Source organism: Mycolicibacterium parafortuitum (assembly GCF_010725485.1).
Classification (GTDB): domain Bacteria; phylum Actinomycetota; class Actinomycetes; order Mycobacteriales; family Mycobacteriaceae; genus Mycobacterium.
Genome location: NZ_AP022598.1, coordinates 5,665,572 through 5,688,778 on the forward strand (window position 1 = coordinate 5,665,572; position 23,207 = coordinate 5,688,778).

A 23,207-nucleotide genomic window follows, 5' to 3' on the forward strand; every position below is an offset into this window, starting at 1 on the left:
CGCGCTGTCTCACCACTCCGAATCTGTCATATAGGTACGGAGAGGCCCGAGAAACTTCAGTTGTAGCGGTTGCAGTAAAGCACGCGACCACGTCCTGAGAAAGCCCGGCCACGCCAGAAAGTGCGTTTTCGTACCGAGAAGTTAATTTGACGATCCCGACGAACAACGCCGCGATCTGGCGAAAGAACAGGGCCTTCGAGCCCGGTCCGGGGGCGCACCGGACGCGGTGACGGGGGTCACGTCCACCTCCGGTTCAGTAGGCTCCGCGAATGGCGAAGGGGCGCGCGAGCGCAGGTCGGCTGTCGGTGGACGACTGGATTCAGGCTGGTTACGCGATCCTGGCCGACGACGGCCTGGAGGCCCTCAAGCTCGACCGACTGTGCGCCCGGTTGGGCGTGACGAAAGGCAGCTTCTACTGGCATTTCCGCGATATGGCCGGTTATCGCGCCGCCCTGGTGCAGGCCTGGGGTGAACTTCGCGATCGGGATCGCCGCGATTTCGGTGTGTTGGATCATTTGCCGCCACGGGACCGATTGGCGCGAATGATGTCTTCTTTGCTCGGGGAAAAACAATGGACGCTGGAACGTGCAATGCGTGAATGGGCGCGCACCGATCCGGCGGTGGCCGCAAGCGTGCACGCGGCCGATCTGCTGGTGTTGCGCGCGGTGCGCGAAGCGTTTCTGGCCGCCGGGTTCGACGAGGACGACGCCGAGGTCCGCGCCAATGCCACCTTCGCTGCCGGCATCGGCTTTCTGCATCTGTCCGACGGCCCGCCCGACGCACGGTTGACGGCCCAGCGAGAGCGATTCCTCGAGCTGATGCTCGCGCACTGACCTTTCCATACCAAAAGGTATGGTAATTTCCGGCCATGACCGTGACCTCGACATCGCCGTCCTCCGTCACCCCCGAGTTCGTCCGCCGCCTGGCCGAGCGGGCCGCCGAAGCCGAACATCTGCGCCGGCTCCCGGAGGACACCCTCACCGACGCGACCGCGGCGGGGTTGTTCGACCTGCTCGTGCCGAGCCGCTACGGCGGGCAGCAGGCGCCGTTTCCGGCTCTGCTCGATCCGGTGCGGCAGATGGCCCACGGATGCCCCTCGAGCGCCTGGACGCTGGGTTTCTACATCCTTCACAACTGGATGCTCGCGCTGTTCAGCGAACAGGCACAGGCTGAGGGCTTCGCGGACCGGCCGTTCTTGGCCCCCGCCCCGCTGGCCCCGACCGGCCACGGCGTGAACTGCGACGGCGGGATCCGGCTGACGGGGCGCTGGTCCTGGGCCACCGGTGTCATGCACGGCAACTGGATCATGGTCGGGGCGCTCTGTGAGCGCACGCCGGGCGATCCGAGTTCGATCTACCCTCTGCTGGCGCTGCTGCCGATCGGCGACGTGCGTGTCGAGGACGTCTGGCACACCGACGGGATGCGGGCCACGGGTTCCAACGACGTCGTCATCGAGGATGCGTTCGTCCCGGCACACCGACTGGTCGAGGTCGCTGACATCTATACCGGCACCGCGCCCGGTTCGGCGCTGCACGATGCGGACACCTACCGCTGGCCGATGGTTCCCGCACTCGCGCTGCTGGCCGCGATGCCGGCGCTCGGCGCCGCCGAACGCGCCACCGAGATCTTCACCGAACGGCTGTCGCAGCGGTTCCTCGCCTACGAGGGAGTGATGCAGAAGGACAAGCCGGCCGCGTCGATCCACCTGGGCGGCGCATCGGTGCGGCTGCGCGCGCTCAGCGGTCTGCTCGCCGACACGGTCGGGGAGATCGAGGGCATCATCGCCGCCGGCGATCCCGTCGAGCGTCCGGTGCGCGCCCGCGCGCGTCTGGCCGCGGCGCACATCGTGCACGAGTCGCGCGCGGTGATCGGCGACCTCCTCGGCGCCTCGGGGGCCAGCGCCCACTTCCTCGACAATCCGCTGCAGCGGCTCAAGCGCGACGTCGACGTGATCGTCGGGCACGTCGTCTTCGACTACGACACCGGACGGGAAGTTGCCGGGGCGCTGACAATAGGGGCGAAGATCCCGCGCACCGCCATGGTGTGAACCCGGAAGGACGATGATGGCTGACACCGCACGCGACCGGCTCACGAAGTTCTTCCAGAAGAACATCGCGAACCGGGTCACGCGACAGCTGCCGTTTCAGACGCTGCTGGAGACGACAGGACGGAAGTCCGGTCAGCCACGCACCACTCCCCTGGGCGGCCGCCGCGTCGGTGACGAGTTCTGGTTCGTGTCCGAGTTCGGCGACAGGTCTCAGTACGTCCGCAACATCATGGCCGACCCGAACGTCCGGCTGCGGTTGCACGGGCGCTGGCATCGAGGTGTCGCGCACCTTTTGCCCGACGACGACGCCCAGGCGCGGATGCGCATGCTGCCGCGCTACAACAACGTCGGCGTGCGCACCTTCGGCACCAACCTGCTGACGATCCGGGTCGATCTGATCGACTGAGCCGCACCGCCAGGCTGCCGACCGGCCCCGAGTGCACGCTCTCTGACGCGTTTTCGCGCGAATCGACGCAGAAGGCGTGCATTCGGGCGTCCCCAGTCTGTCCGAGTATGCCTGTCCTCAAACCGCCGACAGACCATTGACCGCCCCCAGAACTAAAAGTAATGTCAGTTTCACTTCTGACTGAGGAGATGACAGTGGAGTCTTTCGTCCATCTGCGAAAAGGCAAGACCCCGAAGCGGATTCACGCTGACCTTGACGGACTCAAGGACGACGAACTGGGCCGGGGCGGTTTCGTCGGACGCACCGCGAACATGTACCGACGCAACGATCCGACGGCCTTCCGCACCGTCGGGCCGCTGCGTCCCACCGACGTGCTGAGCTCCGAACTCAAACCCGGTGACGCCACCGACGCCCGCGGCGGTCCCCTGTTGATGTTCCACAACGACGACTGCCAGGTGCTGCTGTCGCGACGCAGCGAGGAGATGCCGTTCTTCGTCCGCTACGTCGACGGCGACCTGCTGTCGTTCGTGCATCGTGGATCCGGTTCGCTGGAAACCGAACTCGGCCCGCTGAACTACCGCCAGGGCGACTGGATCTACATCCCGAAGGCCTGCACCTGGCGGCAAATCCCCGATCCTGGCCCCGACGGGACCACGACGCTGCTGATGGTCCAGGCCACCGACGAGTTCCGCGTCCCGCCCGCAGGCACCCTGGGCCGGCATTTCCCGTTCGACCCGTCGCAGGCCGTGATCCCGGAGCCACTGCCCATCGACACCGGCGAGGGTCCGCAGGTCGACGGCGAGTACGAGGTCCGGCTGATCCACCGCGAGATAGCCGGAGTCGGGTCGACGTCGCTGTTCTACCAACACCATCCGCTCGACGTCGAAGGCTGGCGCGGCGACAACTTCCCGTTCACGTTCAACATCGACGACTACACGGTGATCACCTCGGACAGCGTCCACCTGCCCCCGACCGTGCACCTGTTCATGCAGGCGACCGGCGTCTACATCATGAACTTCCTGCCCAAGCCCGCCGAATCGGTCCCGGGCACCGAACGCACCCCGTGGTACCACCGCAACGTCGACTACGACGAGATCGCGTTCTTCCACGGCGGCTCGCTCTACGGAATCCCGATGCCGCCGGGATTGGTGTCGCACGCACCGCAGGGTGTGCACCACGGCGCGCCGGAGAAAGCGCGCGAGCGGGCCCGGCGCAAGTTCGACGAGTACGACCGGGTGGACTGGTCGGTGATCGCCGTCGACACCCGCAAGCGGCTCATCCCGTCTCCCGAAATTCTGGCCAACGATCTGGGGCAGCACTAAGTTGACCAAGTACGAGTACGACCGCATCCCGTATCTGGTTGCCTACCAGAACAACTCGGCCGTCCGCGACGTCTACGGCGGCGTCGCCGAGCTCGTCGTGCTGGAGAGCTACCTGCTCAAGCCCAAGGCCGTCGAATCCGATACCGTGCTGGTGTTCATGCACCCGATCGGCGGCGGCGCCTACCTGCCGATGATCAACGCGCTGGCCCGCGCCGGCCACCACGTCATCTACTGCAACAGCCGCTTCCGCGGTACCGACTCGGCGCTGCTGATGGAGAAGGTCGTCGAGGATCTCGGCGAGTGCATCAAGGACGCGAAGAACCGACTCGGCTACCAGAAGGTCGTCCTCGCCGGATGGAGCGGTGGCGGCTCACTGTCGGTGTTCTACCAACAGCAGGCCCAGAGGCCGACGGTCACGGCCAGCCCGTCCGGCGACGGCCCCGACCTGACCAAGCTGGACCTGATCCCCGCCGACGGCATCATGCTGCTCGCCGCCCACATCAGCAGGCACGGCACCATGACCGAGTGGATGGACGCGTCGATCCTCGATGAGTCCGACCCGACCAAACGCGACCCGGAACTGGATCTGTACAACCCGGACAATCCGAATCAGCCGCCGTACACACCGGAGTTCCTGGAGCGCTACCACCAGGCGCAGATCGCCCGGAACCGGCGGATCACCAAGTGGGTCAAGGACAAGCTGGCCGAGCTGAAGGCCGCGGGCCGCCCCGAGGACGAGTTCGCGTTCGTCGTCCACGGCACCATGGCCGACCCGCGCTGGCTCGATCCGACAGTCGATCCGAACGAACGCACCCCGGGCACGTGCTACCTGGGCGACCCCCAGGTCGTGAACATGAGCCCGGTCGGTCTCGCCCGGTTCTGCACGCTGCGCAGCTGGCTGTCGCAGTGGAGCTACGACGACGCCAACGGTGACGCCGTCAAGGCCGGACCGGACATCGCGATCCCCGCGCTGGTGATCGGCAACCTCGCCGACGATGCGTGCACACCGAGCCACACCCGCCGTATCTTCGAGGCCATCGGGTACGAAGATAAGGAGATGCACGAGATCGCCGGGGCGAACCACTACTACGCGGGACCGGATCAGCGCGACAAGCTGCGGCAAGCGGTCGGCATCGTGACCGACTGGCTGCAGCGCCACGACTTCGCGGGCGCGCTGTGACCACCGGTCCGCTCGACGGAATCCGGGTCATCGAGGTCGGCACGCTGATCTCGGGCCCGTTCGCCGGCCGCCTGCTCGGCGACATGGGCGCCGAGGTCGTCAAGATCGAACCGCCGGGCGCCCCGGATCCGCTGCGCACGTGGGGGCAGGCCGAACTCGACGGCCACCACTTCTTCTGGACCGTGCACGCGCGCAACAAGAAGGCGGTGACGCTGAACCTGCGGGTGCCCCAGGGCCGCGAACTGTTCCTCGACCTCGTCGAACGCAGCGACATCATCGTCGAGAACTTCCGGCCCGGCACGCTGGAGAAGTGGAACCTCGGTTATGACGTTCTGCGCGAACGCAACCGGGGCATCATTCTGGTGCGCGTCTCCGGATACGGCCAGACCGGGCCCGAGGCGCACAAGGCCGGCTACGCGTCGGTCGCCGAGGCCGCCAGCGGGCTTCGGCACATGAACGGCTTCCCCGGCGGACCTCCCCCGCGGCTGGCGCTCTCCCTCGGCGACAGCCTGGCGGGCATGTTCGCCGCCCAGGGAGCCCTCGCGGCGTTGTATCGGCGCACCGTCACCGGTGAGGGGCAGATCGTCGATGCCGCACTCACCGAGTCCTGCCTGGCGGTGCAGGAATCCACCATTCCCGACTACGACATCGGCGGGGTGGTGCGTGGCCCGTCCGGCACGCGTCTGGAAGGCATCGCGCCGTCGAACATCTACCCGACCGCCGACGGCAGCTGGGTGGTGATCGCGGCCAACCAGGACACGGTGTTCCGCCGATTGTGCGCCGCGATGGGACAGCCCGAGCTGGCCACCGACGAGAGATTCGTCGATCATCGTGCCCGCGGACGCAACCAGGATGAGCTGGACAAGATCATCGGCGACTGGGCGGCACAGCGTCAGCCCGCCGACATCATCGAAACCCTGTCGGAGGCGGGGGTGATCAGCGGTCCGATCAACACCGTCGCCGAGGTGGTCGAGGATGCCCAGCTGCAGGCTCGCGGGATGATCGCCGACCACTGGGATGAGCGGATCGGCCGCAATGTCAAGGGCCCCGGCGTGGTTCCGGTGCTCTCCGAGACGCCCGGCACCATCCGCAGCGCCGGGTCCGCGCGGCCCGGACAACACAACGACGAGATCTACGGTGAGCTGCTCGGGCGCAGCGCTGCCGAACTCGATGAGTTACGCGCGGAGGGTGTGCTGTGACCGAACTGCCGACCCACGTGGACATCCGGGACGTCACGTTGCGCGACGGACTGCAGATCGAGGATCCGATCCCGTTGTCGGCCAAGCTCGATCTACTCGCCGCCATCGCCGCGACCGGTGTCCGCGAGATGGAGGCGACGGCGTTCGTATCGCCGTCGAAGGTCCCCGCGCTTGCCGACGCCGCCGAACTCGCCGCAGAACTGCACAACTTTGCAGACATCGAGTTCTCGGCGCTGATCGCCAGTCCGAACGGGGCGAAGCGCGCCATCGCGGCCGGTCTGCACTCGATCGAATACGTGGTGTCGGCCGCCGACAGCCATAGCCGGGCCAACGTGGGCCGGTCCTCGGCCGAGTCGACGACGCTGATCCCCGAGATCGTCGCCATCGCCCACGACAGCGACGTCACCGTCGAAGTCATCATCGCGACCGCGTGGGACTGCCCGTTCGACGGACCCACCGATCCGCAGCGTGTGCTCGACATCGCCACTGCGGCAATCGATGCCGGCGTCGACAGGCTTGCCATCGCCGACACCATCGGCACCACCACCCCGCGGCGCGTGACCGACCTGATCGCGGCGGTCCGTCCGCTGATCGGCGACACGCCGCTGGGGGCTCACTTCCACAACACCCGCGGCGCCGGACTGGCCAGCGCGTACGCCGCGGTCAGCGCCGGGGTGACACGTCTGGACGCATCGGTCGGCGGGCTCGGCGGATGCCCGTTCGCCCCCGGCGCCAGCGGCAACATCGCCACCGAGGACCTGGTGTACCTGTTGCGCGACAGCGGCGTTCATACCGACGTCGATCTCGCGGCAGCCATCGCGGCGGCACGGGTGGCCCAGGACGCGGTGGGACACGAACTCCCCAGCTCCCTGCTGCGCGCCGGCGACCGGATCCTGGGGTAGCCGACCGTGCCCCCCGGACCGTCGGAGACACTGAGCGCCAAGGGCCGTCAAACCCGTGACGCCCTCGCCCAGGCGGCCCGGAAACTGTTCGCCGAGCGCGGATTCCACGGCACCACCCTCGGTGACATCACCGCAGCCGCGGGAAAATCACCGGCGGCGTTCTACCGGTACTTCACCGACAAAGAGGACCTGCTGGCCGCGCTGGCCGAGTCCTTCCTGCACGAGGTCGTCGCTCCGTCCGGGCTCAGCGTGCCGCTGCCGGAATCCCCCGACGACGACGCGTTCTTCACCTCGGTGGTCACCGGCTACTGGACGATGTTCAAACAGAACATCGGCATCATGATCGCGGTGGCGCAGCTCGCCGCCACCCAGCCACGATTTGCGCTCGTGCAGAACGAATTCCGTCGCTTCGGCATGGACATCGTGGCAGCATCGGTGCGCCGGGCCCAGGAACAGGGGTTCGGCACCGAGCTGAACCCGGAGCACACCGCGGCGGCGATCGCGCTGCTGTTCGAGAACTTCACCACCGTGTTCGTCGGGTCGTCGAGCCTCGGGGTGCAGATGACCGACCAGGACGCGATTGCGACACTGTCGCGGATCTGGAAGAAAACGCTGTACGGGTACTGATCGTTCAAAGGAGAACACGTGGATTTCACCCTGCCCGACCACCTGCCGGGTCTGCTCGCCGAGATGGACGCGTTCATCGAGGCGGAGATCAAGCCACTGGAGCGGGAGAACATTCAGTACTTCGACCACCGGCGTGAGCACGCACGCACCGACTGGGACAACGGCGGCGTCCCGCGGCGCGAGTGGGAGGAACTGCTCGACGAGATGCGCAGGCGCGCGGATGCGGCGGGGTGGCTGCGCTACGGCCTGCCGTCCCAGTTCGGCGGCCGGGACGGCACCAACCTGGACATGGCGGTGATCCGCGAGCACCTGGCGGCCAAGGGTCTGGGGCTGCACAACGACCTGCAGGACGAGTCGTCCATCGTCGGCAACTTCCCGCAGGTGATCATGATGGACCGGTTCGGCACCGAAGAGCAGAAGCGGGAGTGGACCGACGCGCTGATCACCGGGAAGCGCTCGATGGCGTTCGGGCTGACCGAACCCAACCACGGCTCGGATGCCACCTGGTTGGAGACCACCGCAGTCCAGGACGGCGACGAGTGGGTCATCAACGGCGCCAAGCGCTTCAACACCGGCGTGCACCGCGCCACGCACGACCTGGTGTTCGCCCGGACCTCCGGCGAGGCAGGTCAGGCCCGCGGCATCACCGCGTTCCTGGTGCCCTGCGACGCGCCCGGGTTCACGGTCCCGTACTACTGGTGGACGTTCAACATGCCCACCGACCACGGCGAGGTCCTGTTGGAGAACGTCCGCGTGCCGTCCGAGGCCATCCTCGGCGAGATCGACCGCGGCCTGGAGGTGGGCCAGACCTTCCTGCACGAGAACAGGATTCGGCAGGCGGCCAGCAGTCTCGGCGCGGCGCAGTACTGCATCGACCGGGCCGTCGTCTACGCCAACGAGCGCAAGGTGTTCGGCAAGCCGCTGGCCACTCATCAGGCTGTGCAGTGGCCGCTGGTGGAACTGCAGACCGAAGCCCAGATGGTGCGGCTGCTGGTGCGCTACGCGGCATCCGAACTGGACCGCAACCACCACATGGAGGTTTCGGACAAGGTGTCGATGGCCAACTACCGCGCCAACCGGCTGGTGTGCGAGGCGGCCGACCGCGCGATGCAGGTGTTCGGCGGCGTCGGGTACAGCAGGCACGAGCCGTTCGAGCACATCTACCGGCACCACCGTCGGTACCGCATCACCGAGGGCGCCGAGGAGATCCAGATCAGAAGGGTTGCGCAGCGGCTGTTCGGGTTCGGGCGGCGATGAGCGCTTGCGCGAAGAGCAGAAAGCGCATGAGCGCTTGCGCGAAGAGCAGAAAGCAGCGCAAGTGAGCGCCGACCTCGCGCACGCGCTGGAGGAGGTGCTGCGCCCAGTTCTCGGTGACACCACGGTCGAGGATCTGCAACGGTTGACCGGCGGCGCGAGCCGCACCACCTGGGCGTTCACCGCGACCGACGACGGGCGTGCGCGCAAGCTGATCCTGCGCACCGGCGCCCGCGACGACGTCCACGCGAGCATGGAACTCGAAGCCGCGGTGCAGCAGCGCGCCGCTGCCGCTGGCGCCCCGGTGCCGCACATCCTGGCGGCCGACAATTCGCCTGAGGCCGTGGGCAATCCGTATCTGATCTGCGATGAGATCGCGGGTGAGACCATTGTGCGGCGTATCTTCCGGGGGCTCGACGACGCGGGGCGCGCCCGTTTGCTGCAGCAGTGCGCGGAGGCGCTGGCCGCGATCCACCGCGCCGATCCCGACGGCGTCGGGCTCACCGCCCCGGACGATCTGGCGGAGTGGCGGGCCCGCCTCGACGAAATCGGGGACACCACACCGACGTTCGAGTGGACCTTTCGACGGCTCGCCGATCAGCGACCCGACCCGTCTCCGATGCGGCTGATCCACGGCGACTTCCGGATGGGCAATCTGATCGTCGACGATTCCGGGCTGGCGGCCGTGTTGGACTGGGAGCTGACCCATATCGGGGAGGTCTACGAAGATCTGGCCTGGTTCTGTATCCGGGCTTGGCGCTTCGGCGCGCCCGAAGCACTCGGCGCCGGAGGCCTCGGCAGTGTGGAGACGTTCCTGCAGGCGTACGAACAGGCCGCGGGCACCCCGTTGGACCGGGCGGCGTTCCGGTGGTGGCTGACGGTGGCGACGCTGCGCTGGGGAGTGATCTGCCGGTATCAGGCCGAGCGGCACCTGTCGGGTGAGAACCCGTCGGTCGAACTCGCCGCCATCGGACGCCGCGTCAGCGAGACGGAGTGGGATCTGTTGGACCTGCTGTCCGGGAAGGGACCGCGATGAGCGCTTGCGCGAAGAGCCGAGGACACCAATGAGTGCACGACCCACCGCCGCCGAACTGGTCGCCGCGGTCGCCGATTTCCTGGACAACGACGTACGCACCGTCGGCGGGCAGGTCGGGTTTCACGCCCGGGTCGCCACCAACGTGTTGCGGATCGTCGAACGCGAACTGCTCGACGACACCCCCGCCGCGGTGCGTGACGCGCTGGATGGCCTCGGGTGCTCCGATGAGGATGCGCTCGCCCGAGGGATCCGGGACGGCCGCCTCGACGACCGGCCGGACGAAGTGATGGCGTCGCTGCGCACGCTGGTTCGTCACCGTTTGGCCATCGATCACCCGGGTTATGCCGACGGTCCATGACCGTCACCTCGACCACGACGTTCGACCTCACCGAGCAACCCGATCCGTACGGCGTCGCCGCGACATCCGACGGCGCGGTATGGGTGACGCTGGTGCACAGCGGCGCGGTGGTGCGGCTGGGCCCCGACGGCAGGCGCGATCACCACCCCGTCGGACGGGACGACTGCCGGCCCTCGGTGCTGGCCGCCGACGGTGCCACGGCCTGGTTCACCCGCACCGGGGACGACGGCGTCACCGCGATCGACCGCCACGGCACGATGCGGACCCTCGAGCTGGAAACCGGCAGCGGACCGTACGGCATCTGTGTCGGTGGCGACGGCGCGGTGTGGTTCACCGAATCCAGCGCGGACCGGATCGGACGCCTCGATCGCGGCGGCGGCATCAGCCATGTGCCCTTGCCTTCCGGCTGTTTCCCGGCCGCGCTCACCTGCGACCCGGACGGCACGGTCTGGGCCACGCTGAATCGGGCCGATGCGGTGGCTCGGGTCGGTTCCGGCGGCGAGCTCACGATCGTCGAGCTGTCCGCGGGATCGGCCCCGGTCGGGATCACCTCCGGCGCCGACGCGGTCTGGCTGGTCGAGATCGGCGCCGGAAAGGTGGCCCGGCTGTCCGGCGACGGCCGGATCACCGAGTACCCGTTACCGGACCCCTCCTGCCGCCCGCACGCCATCGCCGCAGGCCCTGACGGCTGCTGGTTCACCGAGTGGGCGGCCGACAGGGTCGGGCACATCACCCGGGACGGCACCATCACCGAGTACGACCTGCCCGGCTCGGTCGCCGAACCGCACGGGATCGCCGTCGCCGCCGACGGCGCGGTCTGGGTGGCCGCCGAGAGCGGCGCTGTGGTCCGGCTCGCCCGCTACTGACCTCAGAGCCGCCGGATCCGCGCGAGCCACGCCGGCTCGTCGACGACCGTCCCGGCGTCGACCCCCATGGCCTGCGCCTGCGCTTCCAGGACGATGCCGCGGTAGATGGTGGTGGTCAGGACCTCGATGTCCCATCCCTGCCTGAACGCGCCGCGGATCGTCTGCTCGCTGACCTGCGGGCCGAATCCACGTCCGGCATCGGAGAGCGCCAGCAGGTGCACGACCGATCCGGGGTGGGTGGCGCCGTGCAGACTGCGCACGTAGCGGGCGCGGTCATCGTCGGCGAAGATGTGGAACAGCGCGCTGTCGATGATCGTGTCGTAGGTGTCCTCCCCGAGCGCCAGTGCGTCGGCGACCTCGAACCGGGCGGCTACGCCCCGCGCCTCAGCGGTCTGCCGGGCCTGCTCGACCGCGGTCGGCGCCCCGTCGACGCCGAGCACGTCGTATCCCGCGGCGGCCAGCAGCAGGGTGTGCTCGCCGGCACCGCAGCCGATGTCGAGGACCCGGCCGGAGATGAGCCCGGCGCGTTCCAGTTCGACCACCGCCGGCTGCGGTTCGCCGATCACCCAGGGCGGGTTCTCGTTCTCGTTGTTGTAGAACTCCTCGAACAGGGACAGTGCGGGGGTGGTATCCATGCAACCAGTGTTCAACCTGAACCCGAGTTGAGGTCAAGAGATGCCTGACGCACTGGCCGCGGCCGCCGACCGGCTGTTCGACGCGATCACCCGCGGCGACATCGATGCGGTGTCGCCGATGTTCAGCCCCGGGGTCGCGGTGTGGCACAGCGGCGACTCCCGCGACAGCGACCACCGCCGCGCCGTGAAGATCATCGACTGGTTCATCGCTGCCACGGTCGAGCGCAGGTACGAGGTGCTGGACCGGCGGTTCTTCGACGGCGGCTTCGTCCAGCAACACGTCCTGCATGCGCGCGCCCGCGCCGGGGAGACGATCGCGATGCGGGTGTGCATCGTGATCGTCGTCGGAGCGGACGGCCTGATCACCCGTATCGACGAGTACTTCGACCCGGCGGAGATGCAGCCGCTGCTGGCCGGCGGCTAGGCCACCGAGTTCGGCCTCACCGCAACAAATTCCGGTGACCGAAGGACACATCAACGGCTCCCCGCTACCATCGCGCCCATGGCTGTGCCGTCCCCTGAGTCGCGCGCGGCGCTGCGGATCCTGGTGTACAGCGACGACCCGCGAACCAGGGAGCAGGTGCAGCTGGCGCTGGGCCGGCGAATCCATCCCGAGCTGCCCGAGCTGACATATGACGAGGTCGCCACCGGAGCGATGGTGATCCGCCGGATGGACGAGGGCGGGTTCGATCTGGTGATCCTCGACGGTGAGGCCGCCCCGGTCGGCGGAATGGGAATCGCCAAGCAGCTCAAGGATGAGATCGCCGACTGTCCGCCGATCCTGGTCCTGACCGGGCGCCCGGACGACGCGTGGTTGGCGAGCTGGTCACGCGCCGAGGCCGCCGTGCCGCACCCGATCGACCCGATCCGACTCGCCGACGCGGTCGTGTCGCTGTTGCGCCCCGGCGCCTAGCGCCTATCGGACCCGAAAAACACTGCTGCGCTTGGCTGTTGAGCCCTGCCTGAGGCAGCGGGGCATCGCCGGACGGCGCCAGTAGCGATACTAACCAAAATGTGTGGCGCACATCCAAAACAGGGCTACGCTGTGGGATAGCTCACATCGACAGCCCCGAGGAGCTACTGCGCAGAATGAATCTGTACACGCCAATTCTGGTGCTCGGTGCGATAGCTGCTGTATTCGCCGTCGGATCGGTCGGCATCGCCCTCCTGATCGGCCCCCGCCGGTACAACCGCGCCAAGCTCGAGGCCTACGAGTGCGGGATCGAGCCGATGGACCCGGCCGATCCGGCGGTCGCGGCCACCGGCCAGCGGTTCCCGATTCGGTACTACCTGACGGCGATGTTGTTCATCGTCTTCGACATCGAGATCGTCTTCCTCTATCCGTGGGCGGTCGCGTTCGACAGCCTCGGCCTGTTCGCGCTGGTCGAGATGCTGCTGTTCATGGTCGTCGTGTTCGTGGCCTACACCTACGTGTGGCGCCGGGGAGGCCTGCAATGGGACTAGAGGAGAAGCTGCCCGGCGGCATCCTGCTGTCGACGGTCGAGAAGGTCGCCGGATACGTCCGTAAGGGCTCCCTGTGGCCGGCGACGTTCGGCCTGGCGTGCTGCGCGATCGAGATGATGGCCACGGCCGGGCCGCGTTTCGACATCTCGCGGTTCGGTATGGAGCGTTTCTCGGCGACCCCGCGCCAGGCGGACCTGATGATCGTCGCCGGCCGGGTCAGCCAGAAAATGGCGCCGGTGCTGCGCCAGATCTACGACCAGATGGCCGAACCGAAGTGGGTTCTGGCGATGGGGGTTTGTGCATCCTCGGGCGGCATGTTCAACAACTACGCGGTGGTGCAAGGCGTCGATCACGTCGTGCCGGTCGACATCTATCTGCCCGGCTGCCCACCCCGTCCGGAGATGCTGCTGCACGCAATCCTGAAACTGCACGACAAGATTCAGCAAATGCCGCTCGGGGTGAATCGCGAGGAAGCCATCCGTGAAGCCGAGCAGGCCGCACTCGCGGCAACCCCGACGATCGAGCTGAAGGGGCTGCTGCGGTGACCACAGACGACGCGGCCGATGCGGCCCCCGACGTCATCGGGGTACGCCGGGGCATGTTCGGCGCCAAGGGCTCTGGCGACACCTCCGGCTACGGACGGCTGGTACGGCCCGTCACGCTGCCCGGCGGCACCCCGCCGCCCTACGGTGGGTATTTCGACGACGTCGTCGCCGCATTGTCCGCTGCGCTCGGCGAGGACGGGTACGCCGAGTCGATCGAGCGGGTGGTGGTCTACCGCGACGAACTCACGCTGGAAGTGCACCGCGACCGGCTGGTCGACGTCGCGCTCACGCTGCGCAACGGCGCGGACCTGCGATTCGAGCTGTGCCTCGGGGTCAGCGGCGTGCACTACCCCGAGGACACCGGCCGTGAATTGCACGCCGTGTATCCACTGATGTCGATCACCCACAACCGCCGCATCCGCGTGGAAGTGGCCGTCCCGGACGGTGATCCGCACATCCCGTCACTGTTCGGCGTCTATCCGACCACCGACTGGCACGAACGCGAGACCTACGACTTCTTCGGCATCATCTTCGACGGACACCCGGCGCTGACGCGTATCGAGATGCCCGACGACTGGGTCGGGCATCCGCAGCGCAAGGACTATCCCCTGGGCGGGATCCCCGTCGAGTACCACGGAGCAGAGATCCCGCCGCCTGACCAGCGGAGGGCGTACAACTGATGACCGCATCGCAGGAACGCCCCGAGCGGGTGGTCGTCGTCGGCGGCCAGGATTGGGACCAGGTGGTCAGTGCGGCGCGGGAGAATGCCGCCGAGCACGCAGGCGAACGCATCGTGGTCAACATGGGCCCGCAGCATCCGTCCACCCACGGCGTGCTCCGGCTCATCCTCGAGATCGAGGGCGAGACCATCGTGGAGGCCCGATGCGGGATCGGCTATCTGCACACCGGCATCGAGAAGAACCTCGAGTACCGCACCTGGACTCAGGGCGTGACGTTCGTGACCCGGATGGACTACCTGTCACCGTTTTTCAACGAGACGGTGTACTGCCTCGGGGTCGAGAAGCTGCTCGGCGTCACCGACGACATCCCGGAGCGGGCATCGGTGATCCGGGTGATGATGATGGAGCTCAACCGGATCTCCAGCCATCTGGTGGCGTTGGCCACCGGTGGTATGGAACTGGGGGCGATGACGGCCATGTTCCTCGGTTTCCGGGAACGCGAGCTGATCCTGTCGGTCTTCGAGACCATCACCGGGCTGCGGATGAACAACGCCTACATCCGGCCCGGCGGGGTGGCCGCCGACCTCCCCGAGGAAGGCCTGCCGCAGGTGCGCGACCTGCTCACACTGCTTCCGAACCGGCTGCGCGACTTGGAGAATCTGCTCAACGAAAACTACATCTGGAAGGCCCGCACCGAAGGCGTCGGGTATCTGGACCTCACCGGGTGCATGGCGCTGGGGATCACCGGCCCCGTGCTGCGCTCCACCGGCCTACCGCACGACCTGCGCAAGGCGCAGCCGTACTGCGGTTACGAGACATACGATTTCGACGTCATCACCGACGACCAGTGCGATTCGTACGGCAGGTATCTGATCCGGGTCAAGGAGATGCGCGAATCGATCAGGATCGTCGAACAGTGCGTGGAGAGGCTGGAGCGCAGCACCGGCGAGCCGGTGATGATCACCGACAAGAAGCTGGCCTGGCCCGCCGATCTGAAGGTCGGGCCCGACGGGCTGGGCAACTCCCCCGAGCACATCGCCAAGATCATGGGCCATTCGATGGAAGGGCTGATCCACCACTTCAAGCTCGTGACCGAGGGGATCCGGGTCCCCCCGGGTCAGGTCTACGTCGCGGTCGAGTCGCCGCGCGGCGAGCTCGGGGTGCACATGGTCTCCGACGGCGGCACCCGCCCGTACCGGGTGCACTACCGGGACCCGTCGTTCACGAATCTGCAAGCGGTGGCCGCGATGTGCGAGGGCGGCATGGTCGCCGACGCGATCACCGCGGTGGCGTCGATCGATCCGGTGATGGGCGGGGTGGACAGGTGATGAGCGCTTGCGCGAAGAACAGAGCACTATGACTGTTTTCTTGGATCTCGGGCAGCGACCGGACGAACCGGGGCCACCGATCCACGGACCCGCGACCTATCCCGACGATGTCGTCGAGCGGTTGGCCGCCGACGCCGCGACGATCATCGCCCGCTACCCGCAGTCCAGGTCGGCATTGCTTCCGCTGCTGCACCTCGTGCAGGCCGAGGACGGCTGCCTGACCCCCGCCGGAATCGGCTTCTGTGCACGGCAATTGGATCTCACCGATGCCGAGGTCACCGCTGTCGCGACGTTCTACTCGATGTACCGGCGCAGCCCGACCGGGGACTATCTGGTCGGCGTGTGCACCAACACGCTGTGCGCGATCATGGGCGGCGACGCGATCCTGGAGAGCCTGCAAGCCCACCTCGACATCGCACCCGGACAGACGACCGCCGACGGCGCGATCACCCTGGAACACGTCGAATGCAATGCCGCCTGCGATTACGCCCCGGTGGTGATGGTCAACTGGGACTTCTTCGACAACCAGACGCCGACGTCGGCGCGTGACCTCGTCGACGCGCTGCGCTCCGGCGCGCCGCCGACCCCGTCGCGCAGCGGCGCTCTGTGCACGTTCAGGCAGACCGCGAGAACGCTTGCCGGACTGCCGGACCCGGACTCCCCCGGCGCGGGCCCGGTGGGTCCTGCCACCCTCGCCGGGCTGCGGTTCGCCCACGAACACGACATGGCCGCCCCGCGACCCGGCGCGCCGACCGACTCCACGTCAGGTGAGACACCGGAGCAGGCCGTCGCCGCGGAATCGGTCAAAGACGAACCGGCCCCGGCTCCGGAAGCACATGTGCCGACGCGGTCGTCGACAACCGAGACCGATCCGAGAGCGACCGACCCGGACACGGCGGACGAGTCATGACCGCACTGGCCCCCGTGCTCAGCCGGTTCTGGGACAACCCGCAGCCATGGACGCTGGACACCTACGTCCGGCACGGCGGTTACCAGGCGCTGGAGCGGGCTTTGGCGATGAGCCCGGACGACGTGATCGCCACCGTCAAGGACTCCGGGCTGCGCGGTCGCGGCGGCGCCGGCTTCCCGACGGGCACCAAGTGGTCGTTCATCCCGCAGGGCGACGAGGGCGCGGCGGCCAAACCGCACTACCTGGTCATCAACGCCGACGAGTCCGAACCCGGGACGTGCAAAGACATTCCGCTGATGCTGACCACGCCGCACTTCCTGGTCGAAGGCGCGATCATCGCGGCGTACGCGATCCGGGCCCACCACGCGTTCATCTACGTCCGCGGCGAGGTGGTGCCGGTGCTGAGGAGGCTGCAGGCCGCGGTTGCCGAGGCCTATGCGGCCGGGCATCTCGGCACGGACATCCACGGCACCGGATTCGATCTGGAGCTCATCGTGCACGCCGGTGCGGGCGCCTACATCTGCGGCGAGGAGACCGCGCTGCTGGATTCGCTGGAGGGCAGGCGGGGCCAGCCCCGGCTGCGGCCGCCGTTTCCCGCGGTCGCCGGCCTGTATGCCTGCCCGACGGTGGTCAACAACGTCGAGTCGATCGCCAGCGTGCCGCCGGTCCTGCTCCACGGTGTGGACTGGTTCCGCTCGATGGGTTCGGAGAAATCGCCGGGCTTCACGCTGTACTCGCTGTCGGGTCACGTCACCACCCCCGGGCAGTACGAGGCGCCGCTGGGCATCACGCTGCGCGAACTCCTCGACTACGCCGGCGGGGTGCGCGCCGGGCACGAACTGAAGTTCTGGACCCCCGGCGGCTCGTCGACCCCACTGCTGACCGCCGAACATCTCGACGTGCCACTGGATTACGAGGGCATGGCCGGGGTCGGGTCGATGCTGGGCACCAAGGCGCTGCAGATCTTCGACGAGACCACGTGCGTGGTGCGCGCGGTGCGGCGTTGGACGCAGTTCTACGCCCACGAATCCTGCGGTAAGTGCACGCCGTGCCGGGAGGGCACGTACTGGCTGGCGCAGATCTATGCGCGGCTGGAGACCGGCGCGGGTACCGAAGCTGACCTCGACAAGCTGCTCGACATCTCCGACAACATCTTCGGAAAGTCGTTCTGTGCGCTCGGCGACGGCGCGGCCAGCCCGATCGTGTCCTCGCTCAAGTACTTCCGCGACGAGTACGAGGCCCACCTGGCCGGTCCGTGCCCGTTCGACCCGTACGCCTCGATGCTGGCCGCACCGGAAGGAGTGGGGGCATGACGCTTGCCGAACGCGGACAGGACGCGCCGCCGGTCGAGATGGTGACGCTGACCATCGACGACCACCAGATCACAGTGCCGAAGGGCACTCTGGTGATCCGGGCGGCCGAATTGATGGGTGTGCAGATCCCCCGCTTCTGCGATCACCCGCTGCTCGACCCGGTCGGCGCCTGCAGGCAGTGCCTGGTCGAGGTCGAGGGTCAGCGCAAACCGCTGGCGTCGTGCACCACCACGGTGGCCGCCGACATGGTGGTGCGGACCCAGCACACGTCCGCGTCGGCCGACAAGGCCCAGCACGGGGTGATGGAACTGCTGCTGATCAACCACCCGCTGGACTGCCCGATCTGCGACAAGGGCGGCGAATGCCCGCTGCAGAACCAGGCGATGTCCCACGGCCGCACCGAAACCCGGTTCGAGGACGTCAAGCGCACGTTCCCGAAGCCGATCCACATCTCGTCTCAGGTGCTGCTGGACCGCGAGCGGTGTGTGCTGTGCGCGCGCTGCACCCGGTTCTCCGACCAGATCGCCGGTGACCGGTTCATCGACCTGCTGGAACGCGGTGCGCGCCAGCAGGTCGGCATCGCCCCGGGAGAGCCGTTCCAGTCGTACTTCTCGGGCAACACCGTGCAGATCTGCCCGGTCGGGGCGTTGACCGGGACGGCCTACCGGTTCCGGGCCCGGCCCTTCGACCTGGTGTCCAGTCCCAGCGTGTGTGAGCACTGCGCGTCGGGATGCGCCCAGCGCACCGACCACCGGCGCGGAAAGGTGATGCGCCGCCTGGCCGGTGACGACCCCGAGGTCAACGAGGAGTGGAACTGCGACAAGGGGCGCTGGGCGTTCACCTATGCGACGGTCGGCGACCGGATCACCACCCCGCTGGTCCGTGACGGCGACGCGTTGCGGCCGGCGTCGTGGTCGGAGGCACTCACCGTCGCGGCAGCCGGCCTGGCAGGCGCGGTCGGACGGGCCGGTGTGCTGGTCGGGGGCCGGTCGACCGTCGAGGAGGCCTACGCATACGCGAAGTTCGCCCGGATCGTGCTGTCCACCAACGACGTCGACTTCCGGTCCCGGCCGCACAGCCGCGAAGAGGCCGACTTCCTCGCCGCGCACGTCGCGGGGCGGCCGATGCACGTGACGTACTCCGATCTGGAGAACGCGCCCGCCGTGTTGCTGGCGGGGCTGGAACCCGAAGAGGAATCACCGATCGTCTTCCTTCGCCTGCGCAAGGCGGTCCGCAAGCGGGGCCTGCAGGTGCGCGCGGTCGCGCCGCTGGCGTCCCGCGGGCTCGACAAACTGTCCGGCCGGCTGATCAACACCGCGCCGGGTGGCGAGGCAGCCGCGCTGGACGACCTCGCCGGCGACGACCTGTTGACCATGCCGGGGGCGTTGATCCTCGTCGGCGAGCGGCTCGCGACGTCGCCGGGGGCGTTGTCGGCCGCGGGCCGGCTCGCCGAGGTTACGGGTGCGCGGCTGGCGTGGATCCCGCGCCGGGCCGGGGACCGCGGCGCGGTGGAGGCCGGTGCCCTGCCGAATCTGTTGCCGGGCGGGCGGCCGGTCGGCGACGACGCGGCCCGGACCCAGACCGCGCGCGACTGGCACGTCGACGAACTGCCCGATATCGCGGGGCGCGACACCGACGGCATCCTCGACGCGGCGCGTAGCGGCGCCCTCGGCGCGCTGCTGATCGGCGGCGTCGACCCCGCCGACCTGCCGGACCCCGACGCAGCCGTGGCCGCGATCGAGGCGGCACCGTTCGTCGTCAGCCTGGAGATCCGGCACAGCGCCGTGACCGAGCGGGCCGATGTGGTGTTCCCGGTCGCGCCGGTGGTGGAAAAGGGTGGCTCATACCTGAACTGGGAGGGCCGCGGCCGGCCCTTCGAGCCGTCGCTGCGCACCAACGCCGTCACCGATCTGCGCGTGTTGACGATGCTGGCCGACGAGATCGGCGTCGATCTGGGGTTGCCGTCGGTCCCGGCGGCCGCCGACGAGCGCGGCCGGCTCGGATTGTGGTCCGGCGGCCGCACCGCGGCTCCGGGGATCGACGCCGACCCGCCCGCCCTGGAAGCGGGACAGGCGGTGCTGGCCGGCTGGCGCATGCTCCTGGACGCGGGCCGCCTCCAGGACGGCGAACCGTATCTCGCCGGGACGGCCAAGACGCCGACCCTGCGGCTCTCCGCGGCCACCGCGGCCGAGATCGGCGCCCGCGACGGGGACCCGGTCACCGTGCGCAGTGCGCGGGGCGCGCTGACGCTGCCGCTGACCGTCACCGCGATGGCCGACCGGGTGGCGTGGTTGCCGCTGAACTCCCCCGGGTGCCACGTCCATCAGAGCCTCGGTGTGACCGCCGGGGCCCTGGTGTCGATCGAACCCGAGCAGGGGGTGCCGGCATGACCTATCCCGACCCGACCCTGTTCGGTCACGATCCGCTGTGGCTGATCATCGCGAAGGCCGTCGGGGTCTTCGGGTTCCTCGTGCTGACGGTGCTCACCGCGATCCTGCTCGAACGAAAGATCCTGGGCCGCATGCAGTTGCGGTTCGGTCCCAACCGCGTCGGGCCGCGCGGCCTGCTGCAGTCGCTGGCCGACGGCATCAAGCTCGCACTCAAGGAGGGACTGGTGCCGGCCGGGGTGGACAAGTGGATCTACCTGGCCGCACCGGTGATCTCGGTGATCCCGGCGTTCATGGCGTTCGCGGTGATTCCACTCGGCGGCGAGGTCTCGGTGTTCGGGCACCGCACCGCGCTGCAGTTGACCGACCTTCCGGTCGCGGTGCTCTACATCCTGGCGGTCACCTCGATCGGAGTGTACGGCATCGTGCTGGCCGGTTGGGCGTCGGGGTCGGTGTACCCGCTGCTCGGTGGTCTGCGATCGTCGGCGCAGGTGATCTCGTACGAGATCGCGATGGCCTTGTCGTTCGTGGCGGTGTTCATCTACGCGGGCACGATGTCCACCTCCGCCATCGTCGCCGCGCAGAACGACGTCTGGTACATCTTCCTGCTGCTGCCGTCGTTCCTGGTGTACGTGACCTCGATGGTCGGCGAAACCAACCGGGCGCCTTTCGATCTGCCCGAGGCCGAAGGCGAACTGGTCGGTGGTTTCCACACCGAGTACTCGTCGCTGAAGTTCGCGATGTTCATGCTCGCCGAGTACGTGAACATGACGACCGTATCGGCGCTGGCGACGACGCTGTTCCTCGGCGGCTGGCACGCCCCGTGGCCGATCTCGCTGTGGGAGGGCGCCAACAGCGGGTGGTGGCCGCTTCTGTGGTTCACCGCCAAGGTGTGGATGTTCCTGTTCGTCTTCATGTGGCTGCGCGCCACCCTGCCGCGGATGCGCTACGACCAGTTCATGGCGCTGGGCTGGAAGATCCTGATCCCGGTGTCGCTGGGCTGGATCGCGATCGTCGCGGTGACGCACTCGCTGCAGGAGCGGGGCCTGCAGGCGTGGGCGACCGCGACGCTCGGGTTGTTGATCGCGGCGGTCGTGCTGGCCGCACTGCTGATGTGGCGACGGTTGCGCAGCAGGAACACTCGCCGGACAACGCCGCCACCACCCACACCGCCCGCGGGCGACGGAGCGTTCCCGGTGCCGCCACTACCGGTGAAGGAGCATGCCGATGTCTAGGTTCCTGGACGCCATCGCGGGATTCGGCGTCACGTTCGGGTCGATGTTCAAAAAGCCGGTGACCGAGCAGTATCCGGAGAAGCCCGGCCCGGTCGCCAAGCGCTATCACGGCCGCCACCAGCTCAACCGGTACGCCGACGGGCTGGAGAAGTGCATCGGGTGCGAACTGTGCGCCTGGGCGTGCCCGGCCGACGCGATCTACGTCGAGGGCGCCGACAACACCGAAGCCGAGCGCTACTCGCCGGGTGAGCGGTACGGACGGGTGTATCAGATCAACTATCTGCGCTGCATCGGCTGCGGTCTGTGCATCGAGGCGTGCCCGACGCGGGCACTGACCATGACCAACGACTACGAGATGGCCGACGACAACCGCGCCGATCTGATCTACGACAAGGACAAACTGCTGGCCCCGCTGCAGCCCGGGATGCAACCACCCCCGCACGCGATGGCGCCCGGCAGCACCGACGAAGACTACTACCTCGGGAATGTGCTGGGCGGCATCAAATGACGGAGACCATCCTGTTCTGGGTCATGGCGGTGATCGCGGTCGCCGGCGCGCTCGGGGTGGTCGCCGCACCGAAGGCCGTCTACTCGGCGATGGCGTTGGCGACCACGATGATCTCGCTGGCCGTGCTCTACATCGCCCAGGGTGCCCCGTTCCTGGGGGTGGTGCAGATCGTGGTCTACACCGGCGCGGTGATGATGCTGTTCCTGTTCGTGCTGATGCTGATCGGCGTCGACTCGTCGGAGTCCCTGGTGGAAACCCTTCGCGGGCAACGGGTCGCGGCGATCGCCGTCGGTATCGGGTTCGGCGTCCTGCTGATCGCCGGAATCGGCACGGTGTCGGTGCACGGTTTCACCGGGATCGAGCAGGCCAACGCCGGCGGCAACGTCGAGGGACTGGCCGCGCTGATCTTCACCCGGTATCTGTGGGCGTTCGAGCTGACCGGCGCGCTGCTGATCACCGCGGCGCTCGGGGCGATGGTGCTCGCGCACCGAGAGCGTTTCCAGCGCCGCAAGACCCAGCGCGAACTCGCCGTGGAACGGTTCGCCCCCGGGATGCACGCGACGACTCTGCCCAACCCCGGCGTGTATGCCCGGCACAACGCCGTCGACGTGCCGGCCCGGCTGCCCGACGGGTCGGCCTCGGAGCTGTCGGTCAGCGCGATCCTGCAGGTCCGCACCATGCCGGAAGGTGCTGACGGGGGTGAGCATGAACCCCGATAACTACCTCTACCTGTCGGCGCTGCTGTTCACCATCGGAGCCGCCGGAGTTCTGCTGCGGCGCAACGCGATCGTGATGTTCATGTGTGTCGAGCTGATGCTCAACGCGGCGAACCTGGCGTTCGTCGCGTTCTCCCGCATCCAGGGCAACCTGGACGGCCAGATGGTCGCGTTCTTCACGATGGTCGTCGCCGCCTGCGAAGTGGTGATCGGCCTGGCCATCATCATGACGGTGTTCCGGACCCGGCGCTCGGCGAGCGTCGACGCGGCAAGCCTGCTGAAACACTAG

The 23,207-nt window shown here is 68.2% G+C and carries 26 protein-coding genes; 25 read left to right on the forward strand and 1 reads right to left on the reverse strand.

Annotation, left to right across the window (positions count from 1 at the left end):
• Positions 1–269 precede the first annotated feature (269 nt).
• The 12 genes from NTM_RS26725 to NTM_RS26780 all read left to right on the forward strand — a co-directional run bounded on the left by NTM_RS26725 (position 270) and on the right by NTM_RS26780 (position 11,197).
• Positions 270–833 (forward strand): TetR/AcrR family transcriptional regulator, encoded by a 564-nt coding sequence (locus NTM_RS26725; protein WP_104863665.1) that lies wholly within the window; start codon positions 270–272, stop codon positions 831–833.
• A gap of 35 nt (positions 834–868) precedes the next feature.
• Complete coding sequence (locus tag NTM_RS26730; RefSeq protein WP_163769108.1) at positions 869–2,047, forward strand: acyl-CoA dehydrogenase family protein; 1,179 nt, start codon at positions 869–871, stop codon at positions 2,045–2,047.
• Between the two features lie 16 nt (positions 2,048–2,063).
• The gene (locus NTM_RS26735) at positions 2,064–2,453 is read left to right on the forward strand and encodes a nitroreductase/quinone reductase family protein (protein WP_163769109.1); all 390 of its coding nucleotides are present in this window, start codon (positions 2,064–2,066) and stop codon (positions 2,451–2,453) included.
• Between the two features lie 194 nt (positions 2,454–2,647).
• Complete coding sequence (locus NTM_RS26740; protein ID WP_104863889.1) at positions 2,648–3,775, forward strand: homogentisate 1,2-dioxygenase; 1,128 nt, start codon at positions 2,648–2,650, stop codon at positions 3,773–3,775.
• 1 nt (position 3,776) lies between these two features.
• Positions 3,777–4,955: an alpha/beta hydrolase gene (locus tag NTM_RS26745; protein WP_163769110.1), complete on the forward strand. Its 1,179-nt coding sequence runs from the start codon at positions 3,777–3,779 to the stop codon at positions 4,953–4,955.
• The gene (locus NTM_RS26750) at positions 4,952–6,154 is read left to right on the forward strand and encodes a CaiB/BaiF CoA transferase family protein (RefSeq protein WP_163769111.1); all 1,203 of its coding nucleotides are present in this window, start codon (positions 4,952–4,954) and stop codon (positions 6,152–6,154) included. The genes NTM_RS26745 and NTM_RS26750 overlap by 4 nt, the downstream gene beginning before the upstream one ends.
• Positions 6,151–7,056: a hydroxymethylglutaryl-CoA lyase gene (locus NTM_RS26755; protein ID WP_163769112.1), complete on the forward strand. Its 906-nt coding sequence runs from the start codon at positions 6,151–6,153 to the stop codon at positions 7,054–7,056. The genes NTM_RS26750 and NTM_RS26755 overlap by 4 nt, the downstream gene beginning before the upstream one ends.
• A 6-nt stretch (positions 7,057–7,062) precedes the next feature.
• Complete coding sequence (locus tag NTM_RS26760; protein WP_163769113.1) at positions 7,063–7,683, forward strand: TetR/AcrR family transcriptional regulator; 621 nt, start codon at positions 7,063–7,065, stop codon at positions 7,681–7,683.
• Between the two features lie 18 nt (positions 7,684–7,701).
• Positions 7,702–8,940: an acyl-CoA dehydrogenase family protein gene (locus tag NTM_RS26765; RefSeq protein ID WP_104863659.1), complete on the forward strand. Its 1,239-nt coding sequence runs from the start codon at positions 7,702–7,704 to the stop codon at positions 8,938–8,940.
• Between the two features lie 61 nt (positions 8,941–9,001).
• Positions 9,002–9,973 carry a phosphotransferase family protein gene (locus tag NTM_RS26770; RefSeq protein WP_163769114.1) on the forward strand — a complete coding sequence of 324 codons (972 nt, stop codon included), beginning with the start codon at positions 9,002–9,004 and terminating at the stop codon, positions 9,971–9,973.
• 28 nt (positions 9,974–10,001) lie between these two features.
• Positions 10,002–10,331, forward strand: coding sequence for a DUF6285 domain-containing protein (locus NTM_RS26775; RefSeq protein WP_163769115.1), 330 nt, complete (start codon positions 10,002–10,004; stop codon positions 10,329–10,331).
• Positions 10,328–11,197 (forward strand): Vgb family protein, encoded by an 870-nt coding sequence (locus tag NTM_RS26780; RefSeq protein WP_163769116.1) that lies wholly within the window; start codon positions 10,328–10,330, stop codon positions 11,195–11,197. Before NTM_RS26775 ends, NTM_RS26780 begins: the two co-directional genes overlap by 4 nt.
• A gap of 2 nt (positions 11,198–11,199) precedes the next feature.
• Here the strand turns inward: NTM_RS26780 and NTM_RS26785 are convergent, their stop codons facing one another.
• Positions 11,200–11,832, reverse strand: coding sequence for a class I SAM-dependent methyltransferase (locus tag NTM_RS26785; protein WP_163769117.1), 633 nt, complete (start codon positions 11,830–11,832; stop codon positions 11,200–11,202).
• A gap of 40 nt (positions 11,833–11,872) precedes the next feature.
• On the opposite strand from NTM_RS26785, the gene NTM_RS26790 reads away from it, so the two are divergent.
• From NTM_RS26790 to nuoK, 13 genes are all read left to right on the forward strand, one after another.
• Positions 11,873–12,256 carry a nuclear transport factor 2 family protein gene (locus tag NTM_RS26790; RefSeq protein WP_163769118.1) on the forward strand — a complete coding sequence of 128 codons (384 nt, stop codon included), beginning with the start codon at positions 11,873–11,875 and terminating at the stop codon, positions 12,254–12,256.
• 78 nt (positions 12,257–12,334) lie between these two features.
• On the forward strand, positions 12,335–12,745 hold the full coding sequence (locus NTM_RS26795; protein WP_163769119.1) for an Rv3143 family two-component system response regulator: 411 nt from the start codon (positions 12,335–12,337) through the stop codon (positions 12,743–12,745).
• Between the two features lie 176 nt (positions 12,746–12,921).
• Entirely contained in the window at positions 12,922–13,296 is a 375-nt protein-coding gene (locus NTM_RS26800; RefSeq protein ID WP_104863652.1) for an NADH-quinone oxidoreductase subunit A, read from the forward strand.
• Positions 13,287–13,841: a NuoB/complex I 20 kDa subunit family protein gene (locus tag NTM_RS26805; protein ID WP_083141248.1), complete on the forward strand. Its 555-nt coding sequence runs from the start codon at positions 13,287–13,289 to the stop codon at positions 13,839–13,841. The genes NTM_RS26800 and NTM_RS26805 overlap by 10 nt, the downstream gene beginning before the upstream one ends.
• A complete protein-coding gene (locus NTM_RS26810; protein ID WP_163769120.1) occupies positions 13,838–14,521 on the forward strand; it encodes an NADH-quinone oxidoreductase subunit C in 684 nt (227 codons plus the stop codon). The genes NTM_RS26805 and NTM_RS26810 overlap by 4 nt, the downstream gene beginning before the upstream one ends.
• Complete coding sequence (gene nuoD, locus NTM_RS26815) at positions 14,521–15,849, forward strand: NADH dehydrogenase (quinone) subunit D (RefSeq protein ID WP_163769121.1); 1,329 nt, start codon at positions 14,521–14,523, stop codon at positions 15,847–15,849. The genes NTM_RS26810 and nuoD overlap by 1 nt, the downstream gene beginning before the upstream one ends.
• 28 nt (positions 15,850–15,877) lie before the next feature.
• Positions 15,878–16,759 carry an NADH-quinone oxidoreductase subunit NuoE gene (gene nuoE / locus NTM_RS26820; RefSeq protein WP_163769122.1) on the forward strand — a complete coding sequence of 294 codons (882 nt, stop codon included), beginning with the start codon at positions 15,878–15,880 and terminating at the stop codon, positions 16,757–16,759.
• Positions 16,756–18,072, forward strand: coding sequence for an NADH-quinone oxidoreductase subunit NuoF (gene nuoF, locus NTM_RS26825; RefSeq protein ID WP_163769123.1), 1,317 nt, complete (start codon positions 16,756–16,758; stop codon positions 18,070–18,072). Before nuoE ends, nuoF begins: the two co-directional genes overlap by 4 nt.
• Positions 18,069–20,462, forward strand: coding sequence for an NADH-quinone oxidoreductase subunit G (locus NTM_RS26830; protein WP_163769124.1), 2,394 nt, complete (start codon positions 18,069–18,071; stop codon positions 20,460–20,462). The genes nuoF and NTM_RS26830 overlap by 4 nt, the downstream gene beginning before the upstream one ends.
• Entirely contained in the window at positions 20,459–21,694 is a 1,236-nt protein-coding gene (nuoH, locus tag NTM_RS26835; protein ID WP_163769125.1) for an NADH-quinone oxidoreductase subunit NuoH, read from the forward strand. The genes NTM_RS26830 and nuoH overlap by 4 nt, the downstream gene beginning before the upstream one ends.
• Positions 21,687–22,202, forward strand: coding sequence for an NADH-quinone oxidoreductase subunit NuoI (nuoI, locus tag NTM_RS26840; RefSeq protein WP_163769126.1), 516 nt, complete (start codon positions 21,687–21,689; stop codon positions 22,200–22,202). Before nuoH ends, nuoI begins: the two co-directional genes overlap by 8 nt.
• The gene (locus tag NTM_RS26845) at positions 22,199–22,921 is read left to right on the forward strand and encodes an NADH-quinone oxidoreductase subunit J (protein WP_163769127.1); all 723 of its coding nucleotides are present in this window, start codon (positions 22,199–22,201) and stop codon (positions 22,919–22,921) included. Before nuoI ends, NTM_RS26845 begins: the two co-directional genes overlap by 4 nt.
• Entirely contained in the window at positions 22,908–23,207 is a 300-nt protein-coding gene (nuoK, locus tag NTM_RS26850; RefSeq protein WP_104863644.1) for an NADH-quinone oxidoreductase subunit NuoK, read from the forward strand. Before NTM_RS26845 ends, nuoK begins: the two co-directional genes overlap by 14 nt.

Coding starts and splice junctions, on each gene's coding strand:
- nuoI (WP_163769126.1), top strand. CDS start 21,687: ATGTCTAGGTTCCTGGACGCCATCGCGGGATTCGGCGTCACGTTCGGG.
- NTM_RS26845 (WP_163769127.1), top strand. CDS start 22,199: ATGACGGAGACCATCCTGTTCTGGGTCATGGCGGTGATCGCGGTCGCC.
- NTM_RS26790 (WP_163769118.1), top strand. CDS start 11,873: ATGCCTGACGCACTGGCCGCGGCCGCCGACCGGCTGTTCGACGCGATC.
- NTM_RS26725 (WP_104863665.1), top strand. CDS start 270: ATGGCGAAGGGGCGCGCGAGCGCAGGTCGGCTGTCGGTGGACGACTGG.
- nuoF (WP_163769123.1), top strand. CDS start 16,756: ATGACCGCACTGGCCCCCGTGCTCAGCCGGTTCTGGGACAACCCGCAG.
- NTM_RS26805 (WP_083141248.1), top strand. CDS start 13,287: ATGGGACTAGAGGAGAAGCTGCCCGGCGGCATCCTGCTGTCGACGGTC.
- NTM_RS26735 (WP_163769109.1), top strand. CDS start 2,064: ATGGCTGACACCGCACGCGACCGGCTCACGAAGTTCTTCCAGAAGAAC.
- nuoH (WP_163769125.1), top strand. CDS start 20,459: ATGACCTATCCCGACCCGACCCTGTTCGGTCACGATCCGCTGTGGCTG.
- NTM_RS26800 (WP_104863652.1), top strand. CDS start 12,922: ATGAATCTGTACACGCCAATTCTGGTGCTCGGTGCGATAGCTGCTGTA.
- NTM_RS26775 (WP_163769115.1), top strand. CDS start 10,002: ATGAGTGCACGACCCACCGCCGCCGAACTGGTCGCCGCGGTCGCCGAT.
- nuoD (WP_163769121.1), top strand. CDS start 14,521: ATGACCGCATCGCAGGAACGCCCCGAGCGGGTGGTCGTCGTCGGCGGC.
- NTM_RS26785 (WP_163769117.1), bottom strand. CDS start 11,832: ATGGATACCACCCCCGCACTGTCCCTGTTCGAGGAGTTCTACAACAAC.
- NTM_RS26730 (WP_163769108.1), top strand. CDS start 869: ATGACCGTGACCTCGACATCGCCGTCCTCCGTCACCCCCGAGTTCGTC.
- NTM_RS26795 (WP_163769119.1), top strand. CDS start 12,335: ATGGCTGTGCCGTCCCCTGAGTCGCGCGCGGCGCTGCGGATCCTGGTG.
- NTM_RS26780 (WP_163769116.1), top strand. CDS start 10,328: ATGACCGTCACCTCGACCACGACGTTCGACCTCACCGAGCAACCCGAT.
- NTM_RS26830 (WP_163769124.1), top strand. CDS start 18,069: ATGACGCTTGCCGAACGCGGACAGGACGCGCCGCCGGTCGAGATGGTG.
- nuoE (WP_163769122.1), top strand. CDS start 15,878: ATGACTGTTTTCTTGGATCTCGGGCAGCGACCGGACGAACCGGGGCCA.
- nuoK (WP_104863644.1), top strand. CDS start 22,908: ATGAACCCCGATAACTACCTCTACCTGTCGGCGCTGCTGTTCACCATC.